Source organism: Arcticibacter eurypsychrophilus, from assembly GCF_001730525.1.
Lineage (GTDB): Bacteria > Bacteroidota > Bacteroidia > Sphingobacteriales > Sphingobacteriaceae > Arcticibacter > Arcticibacter eurypsychrophilus.
In genome coordinates, this window is record NZ_MDFN01000020.1 from 90,401 (window position 1) to 96,823 (window position 6,423).

7 protein-coding genes are annotated in these 6,423 nt (G+C 40.2%); 4 read left to right on the forward strand and 3 right to left on the reverse strand.

The annotated features are described in order from the left end of the window. Positions 1–8: 8 nt before the first annotated feature. From BFL47_RS12300 to BFL47_RS12315, 4 genes are all read left to right on the forward strand, one after another. Positions 9–1,169 carry an iron-containing alcohol dehydrogenase gene (locus BFL47_RS12300; RefSeq protein ID WP_069660095.1) on the forward strand — a complete coding sequence of 387 codons (1,161 nt, stop codon included), beginning with the start codon at positions 9–11 and terminating at the stop codon, positions 1,167–1,169. Positions 1,170–1,187: 18 nt separating this feature from the next. Next, positions 1,188–1,871 (forward strand): type 1 glutamine amidotransferase domain-containing protein, encoded by a 684-nt coding sequence (locus tag BFL47_RS12305; protein ID WP_069660096.1) that lies wholly within the window; start codon positions 1,188–1,190, stop codon positions 1,869–1,871. Positions 1,872–1,959: 88 nt separating this feature from the next. Further along, entirely contained in the window at positions 1,960–2,667 is a 708-nt protein-coding gene (locus BFL47_RS12310) for an SAM-dependent methyltransferase (protein WP_069660097.1), read from the forward strand. Then, the gene (locus BFL47_RS12315) at positions 2,664–4,247 is read left to right on the forward strand and encodes an FAD-dependent monooxygenase (protein WP_069660098.1); all 1,584 of its coding nucleotides are present in this window, start codon (positions 2,664–2,666) and stop codon (positions 4,245–4,247) included. The genes BFL47_RS12310 and BFL47_RS12315 overlap by 4 nt, the downstream gene beginning before the upstream one ends. On the opposite strand, the gene nadD is transcribed toward BFL47_RS12315, so the two are convergent. From nadD to BFL47_RS12330, 3 genes are read right to left on the reverse strand one after another with little or no spacing between them, the layout of a single operon-like run. Continuing rightward, the gene (nadD, locus tag BFL47_RS12320; protein ID WP_069660099.1) at positions 4,244–4,822 is read right to left on the reverse strand and encodes a nicotinate (nicotinamide) nucleotide adenylyltransferase; all 579 of its coding nucleotides are present in this window, start codon (positions 4,820–4,822) and stop codon (positions 4,244–4,246) included. The genes BFL47_RS12315 and nadD overlap by 4 nt on opposite strands. Further along, positions 4,823–5,392, reverse strand: a complete 570-nt coding sequence (gene gmk, locus BFL47_RS12325; protein ID WP_069660100.1) for a guanylate kinase — start codon at positions 5,390–5,392, stop codon at positions 4,823–4,825. Positions 5,393–5,425: 33 nt separating this feature from the next. Continuing rightward, on the reverse strand, positions 5,426–6,289 hold the full coding sequence (locus BFL47_RS12330) for a YicC/YloC family endoribonuclease (RefSeq protein WP_069660106.1): 864 nt from the start codon (positions 6,287–6,289) through the stop codon (positions 5,426–5,428). Between the last annotated feature and the right edge of the window lie 134 nt (positions 6,290–6,423).

A 6,423-nucleotide genomic window follows, 5' to 3' on the forward strand; every position in this document is an offset into this window, starting at 1 on the left:
AATAAGATATGTTAAATTTTGAATTTAAGAATCCAACTAAGATACTCTTTGGTAAAGGGCAGATATCAAATTTGGCTAAAGAAATACCTCAGAACGCTAAAATATTAATGTTGTATGGGGGAGGAAGTATTAAGAAAAATGGGATCTATGAAAAGGTGAAAGAGGCGTTGACAGGATTTACTGTTGTTGAGTTCGGGGGCATTCCAGCTAATCCCGAATACGCGGTTTTAATGGAGGCACTTCAAATTATCAAGGAGCAGGATATTACCTACTTGCTGGCTGTAGGTGGTGGTTCTGTAATTGATGGTACTAAGTTTTTATCATCAGCCGCTTTATATGAAGGTGATAACCCTTGGGATATTTTAACCAATAGTATTAAAACGGAGAAGGGAATGCCTTTCGGTACCGTGTTGACTTTGCCGGCAACGGCATCGGAAATGAATTCAGGTGCTGTAATTACGCGTGCGGAAACACAGGAGAAGTTTGCTATGGGAGGTCCGGGGTTATTTCCTCAGTTCTCTATCCTTGACCCAGAAGTGGTGCAATCTATTCCGAAACGTCAGTTGGTAAATGGGATTACGGATGCCTTTACGCATGTTCTGGAGCAGTATATGACCTATCCAGCTCATGCTGATTTGCAGGATCGGTTTGCTGAAGGTATTATGTTAACGCTTATTGAGGTTGGTCCGGAAGTGATTAAAAATCCTTCAGATTACGATGCGGCTTCTAATTTTATGTGGAGTTGCACCATGGCACTAAACGGATTAATTCAAAAAGGAGTTCCTACAGATTGGGCTGTACATGCAATGGGTCACGAGTTAACCGCGCTTTTTGGTATCGATCATGCCCGTACACTTGCTATAATAGCACCAAATCATTACCGGTATAATTTTGAGTCTAAAAAGGAAAAGCTGGCTCAATATGGTAAGCGCATTTGGGGAATTACTACTGGATCGACAGAAGAAATTGCAGAAGCAGCTATTGTGAAGACTGAGGAATTTTTTCATGCTATGGAAATTAAGACTACCCTTTCTGCTTATACCGATAGTTTTGACGGTACAGCAGCTAAGATTGCAAAGCGATTTACAGATCGCGGCTGGTTGGGTTTAGGGGAGCATAAAAACCTTAAACCTTCGGATGTAGAACAGATCATTGAAATGAGTTACTAAAAACAAAGGAGAAAGAATATGAAAGTATTAATGGTATTAACGTCACATAGTGACCTTGGCAATACGGGTGAAAAGACAGGTTTCTGGATTGAAGAGTTTGCGGCTCCATATTATGTTCTGTCTGATGCAGGAGTAGCGGTAACGATTGCCTCTCCAAAAGGGGGACAGCCACCTATTGATCCTAAAAGTGCATCTCCTGATGCACAAACTCCTGCTACTATCCGCTTTGATCAGGATCAGGATTTAAAGAGTAAATTAGCTGCAACACATGTTCTTTCTGAGCTGAATGAGGGTGATTATGATGCTGTTTTCTATCCCGGCGGACATGGTCCTTTATGGGATTTGGCAAATGATGCAGATTCCATTGCTCTGATTGAAGCATTCTATAAAAATAATAAACCGGTTGCTTTAGTATGTCATGCACCTGGTGCATTGATTAAGGTAAAAGCACCAAATGGTGATCCTTTAGTTAAAGGGAAAGAGGTAACTGGTTTTTCAAATACAGAGGAAGAGGCGGTACAATTGACTAAAATAGTGCCTTTTCTACTCGAAGATGAGATGAAAAAGTTAGGCGGACATTACAGTAAAGGACCAGATTGGGGAGTTTATGTGAAGAAGGACGGGCTTTTAATTACAGGACAGAACCCGGCATCGTCAGAAGAGGCAGCTCAACTGCTTTTAGAAACTTTAAAAGAGAAATAAAATATTAAATATCCTGATAGGCTGGAAGACATCTTCCGGCCTTTTACTATTTACCTAGGTACAAATAAAAAATGTTCAAATTTGTAGCATGTCCAAAGGAGTGCTTTTTCTTATACCAGTACCGTTAGCTGATGAATCGGCTGAACAGGTGATCCCTGCAACACAGGTACCTCTCATCAACCGTCTTAAAACCTACATTGTAGAGAATGAAAAAACTGCACGTAAATGGTTAAAGGCAATGGGACTGAAGACCCCCCAAAGTGAATTAGTACTTTACCCCTATGGTAAGCATGCTGAAAAGAATGATTTCAGTGCCTTTTTTAAAGAACTGGAATCAGGGGAAGATGTAGGGTTGATGAGTGAGGCAGGATGTCCCGCTGTTGCTGACCCTGGTTCGGATATTGTTGCAGAAGCACATCGCAGGGGCATAAAAGTTGTTCCATTGGTAGGACCAAGTTCGATTTTGCTGGCGCTGATGGCTTCGGGGTTTAATGGTCAGAACTTTGTCTTTCATGGATATCTTCCAATTGATAAAGGGGAAAGGGCTCACCGTATAAAGGAACTGGAGGCAGTTTCAGAGCGATTGCATCAAACGCAGATCTTTATTGAAACTCCATTTCGCAATAATCAGTTGCTTGAAGAGGTACTTCGCTCCTGTTCTGCTAAAACACGACTCTGTGTGGCCGTTAATCTGACTGCAGAAAATGAGCAGATAATTTCTCTTCCTGTAGAACAATGGCGTAAAAAAACGGTTGACTTTCATAAAATACCAGCGATTTTTCTATTACTTAAATGATCAACCTGCCTGAGCACAGTACTGTTGTAATAGTAGGAGCTGGGCCCTCGGGATTGATGATGGCGGCTCAACTGCTGCGTTATGGTATTCAGCCGGTAATCATTGATGCGAAAAAGGAGTTAACCAGACAGTCAAGAGCCTTGGTTCTTCATTCCAGGTCTTTAGAGGTTTTCCGGGCTTTGGGGCTTGATGGGGCTTTATTAAAAACGGGCAATCGGGTTAGGGGAATTAACTTCCATGAAGATAATACGAAACTGGACTTGAGCATTAACGATGAGACTTTGTACCCTTTTATGCTGGTTCTTGAACAAGGTAAGACGGAAAAAGTCCTTTTGGAGGATTTGACGGCACATGCTTGTCCGGTTTACTGGAATACCAGTTTGTTAGAAACCCGGCAAACTGATCATCAGGTTTCCCTATCTGTGAATCAGGAAGGTGCGGAAAGGGATCTTACCTGTGACTGGCTGATCGCTGCAGACGGGATTTCAAGTAAAGTCCGTGCCTTAAATCGAATTCATCTTTCGGGTAGCAGCAAGCTTCATCACTACTTTCTTGCAGATCTGAAATTAACTGCTGACATATCCTGGGAATTCGTTTATATCTTATCTAAAAAAGAAGGGTTTCTGGAGATTATTCCATTGAATGATCATCAGATCCGGTGTATCGGGATAATTCCCAATGCTTTAAACCCACGTGAGAACCTCAGCTTTGAGGACATTCGACCCTATATAACATTCATACTTGGTGTTCCCTTGCAAGTAGATTCCTGTAGCTGGTTTAGCACCTATCATGTGAATCATTGTATGGCAGAACGGTTTCGGTCAAGGCGGACGTTTCTTATTGGAGATGCAGCGCATCATCATTCGCCTTTAGGGGCTCAGGGGATGAATAGTGGACTTCAAGATGCTGCTAATTTAGCATGGAAGTTGGCGGGTGTGCTAAATCAAGAATTTAATTCTTCTATTCTTGATACGTATGCAAGGGAGCGCATGCCGGTGGCTAAAGGCCTATTAAGGACAACAGACCGGTTTTTTAATCTTCTTACCTCAGATAATTACTTTATAAAAGCGGCTTTGAATGGCTTTATTAGGGAGCGTCTGATGCAGTTTATAGGGCATCCTGCTTCCAGGAAATGGGTACTTGAAAAGATTTCTCAACTTTCCATCAATTATAGGAATAGTAAATTATCTGTTCATCATTCCAATGCAACACACGTTCGGGCAGGTGATCGGTTACCCTTTCTTCCTGTGTTTGATGAAAAGATAAAGGAATCCACAGATCTTCATACCTGGTGTTCTAAGCTGGGCTTTACTTTGCTTGTTATAGGGGAACTTAATTCCCGGTCTTTGGGTCTTTTGGCTAAATGGATCAAGAGGAGTTATCCATTCAACCTTAACTTTTATTACTTACCACCTTCGGAGAGCAATAAGAGCATATTTGAAATTTTTGAGATTAAAGAGAATACCCGTAAGGCTATTATAGTACGTCCCGATTTATATATAGGCTATATTCATGATGTAGTCGATCTGGAGTTGATCGATGTTTATCTAAAAGAGGTAATTGGCTGGCGTAAGTTTTAAAGGCTGCCGTAGAGATTTTTAGAATCAATAAAACGTAAAACAACATCGGGAATTAAAAACTCAACAGACTTTCCTTCTTTTAAAGATTTGCGGATAAAAGTGGATGAGATCTCCATTAAAGGTGTGTTCGTAATTGTAACTGAAGGGTGGTTCATGATATCCATGTGTTCAAATCCCGGTCGTGGATAGACCAGAATCTTATAATCCCTTAACAGCAGTTCATAGTTTTTCCACTTCTTTAAGGATGCCAGGTTATCAGCGCCCATGATGAGACTAAAAGTATGTTCAGGGTAACGCTCGGTTAAATAAGTGAGTGTATCAATGGTGTAGGAGGGCTTTGGTAATTTAAACTCAGCATCACTGACTGCTATTTTTTCGGAGTTTTCCGTAGCCAGTTTAGCCATCTCCAGACGATCGTACATATTGATCAGTGCATTTTTGTCTTTCAATGGGTTATGGGGAGATACCATCATCCATACTTTTTCGAGCTCTGTATAATTGGCCATATAACTGGCAATGATCAGATGACCGATATGTATCGGGTTAAAAGAACCGAAGAAAAGACCAATTTTCATTTAACAGGTTATAAAATCTGCAATTAACTTTTCAGCATCCTCACAAGCAGTCTTCAAATCATTATTGGGAAGAATGACATCAAACAAAGGAGCATACCTAAGCTCTTTATCCGCTTTGGCAATGCGTTCTTTAAGTTTTTGGGGACTATCAGTGCCTCTACCAGCTAGACGCTCTATCAAAACTTCAAGAGAGGGAGGTTGAACAAATATCGCTAAGGCACTATCGCCGAACTTCTTTTTTAACCGTAGTCCTCCTTGAACGTCAATATCAAAGACAACACATTTTCCCTTTTCCCAGATACTTTCTATTTCTGAGTTTAGGGTTCCGTAGAAGGTGCCGGAGTAAACTTCCTCAAATTCGGCAAATTCGTGCTTGGCTACCTTGTGTAAAAACTCTTCTTTGGTAATAAAGTAATAATCTTTTTTGTGAGTTTCTATACCTCTGGACTCACGGGTGGTAGCAGATATAGAGAAACATAACTGGGGGAAACGTTCCAGGAGATGGTGAACAATTGTTGTTTTACCCGCTCCTGATGGCGCTGAAAATATAACAAGTTTGCCTTGTAACATATTGTGATAAGTATTATATAAATAAAACTGCGGCTAAAGTACGTTCAATAGTTGCTCTTTAGCTTTTTCAAGCTCCTCTTTCATGCCTACAACAATTTGCTGAATCTTAGCATCATTTGCTTTGGAACCCATTGTATTGACTTCACGACCGATCTCCTGGGAGATAAACCCTAGCTTTTTGCCGTTAGCATCATTTGATTTTAAGGCGTCCATGAAATAATCGCAATGACTTTTTAATCGTATTTTTTCCTCAGTGATATCAAGCTTGTCGATATAAAAGATCAACTCCTGTTCAAATCTATTCTTATCTGTATTCTCTTTGCCTACATATTCCTCAAGAAGTTGGGCGATACGCTCTTTAATGGCGGGGATACGCTTTGGATCTTGTTCCTCAACGAGAGCTAGTCCCTGGAGGATATTTTTAATCCGTAATTCGAGGTCTTTTTGTAAGACATTTCCTTCATCTTTTCTAAAGGTCTGAAAGTTATCCATTGCCTGAGTAAACGTTCCCTGCAAATGTTTCCATTCCTGGTCAGAGATCACATCCTCTTCGTATCGGATTACTTCCGGAAAGTTTAATGCTAACTGAAGCAGATTATTGCCGTTATCATTTAAACTTGTCGCAGCAGTTTTGAGTTGATTGTAATAAAGATATAAGAGTTCCTGATCAATCGTTGCGGTCTTTTTTTCATTAGTCGCATACTCAACAGTTACGGCTATGTTCACTTTTCCACGTTCGATTTGCTTGGAGCAATCGTTCCGTAAAATAAGCTCTTTGTCTGAAAATGCTTTAGGAAGTTTTAAGGCTAGTTCCAGAAATTTACTGTTAAGTGATTTGATCTCGACAGTATATTTGGTATTACCAAAATCATCAGAGGCTATACCATAGCCGGTCATTGACTTAATCATTGACAAAGATACTAATCTCATAGAACTATTTTTAAGAAGGCTTCGTTATATAATAAATTTCAAAGACAAATCAATATATAACTTAGATTTGTAGATACTGTTGTCCGGTAAAAGAAAAAAGG

Coding starts and splice junctions, on each gene's coding strand:
- BFL47_RS12310 (WP_069660097.1), top strand. CDS start 1,960: ATGTCCAAAGGAGTGCTTTTTCTTATACCAGTACCGTTAGCTGATGAA.
- BFL47_RS12300 (WP_069660095.1), top strand. CDS start 9: ATGTTAAATTTTGAATTTAAGAATCCAACTAAGATACTCTTTGGTAAA.
- BFL47_RS12315 (WP_069660098.1), top strand. CDS start 2,664: ATGATCAACCTGCCTGAGCACAGTACTGTTGTAATAGTAGGAGCTGGG.
- gmk (WP_069660100.1), bottom strand. CDS start 5,392: ATGTTACAAGGCAAACTTGTTATATTTTCAGCGCCATCAGGAGCGGGT.
- BFL47_RS12305 (WP_069660096.1), top strand. CDS start 1,188: ATGAAAGTATTAATGGTATTAACGTCACATAGTGACCTTGGCAATACG.
- BFL47_RS12330 (WP_069660106.1), bottom strand. CDS start 6,289: ATGACCGGCTATGGTATAGCCTCTGATGATTTTGGTAATACCAAATAT.
- nadD (WP_069660099.1), bottom strand. CDS start 4,822: ATGAAAATTGGTCTTTTCTTCGGTTCTTTTAACCCGATACATATCGGT.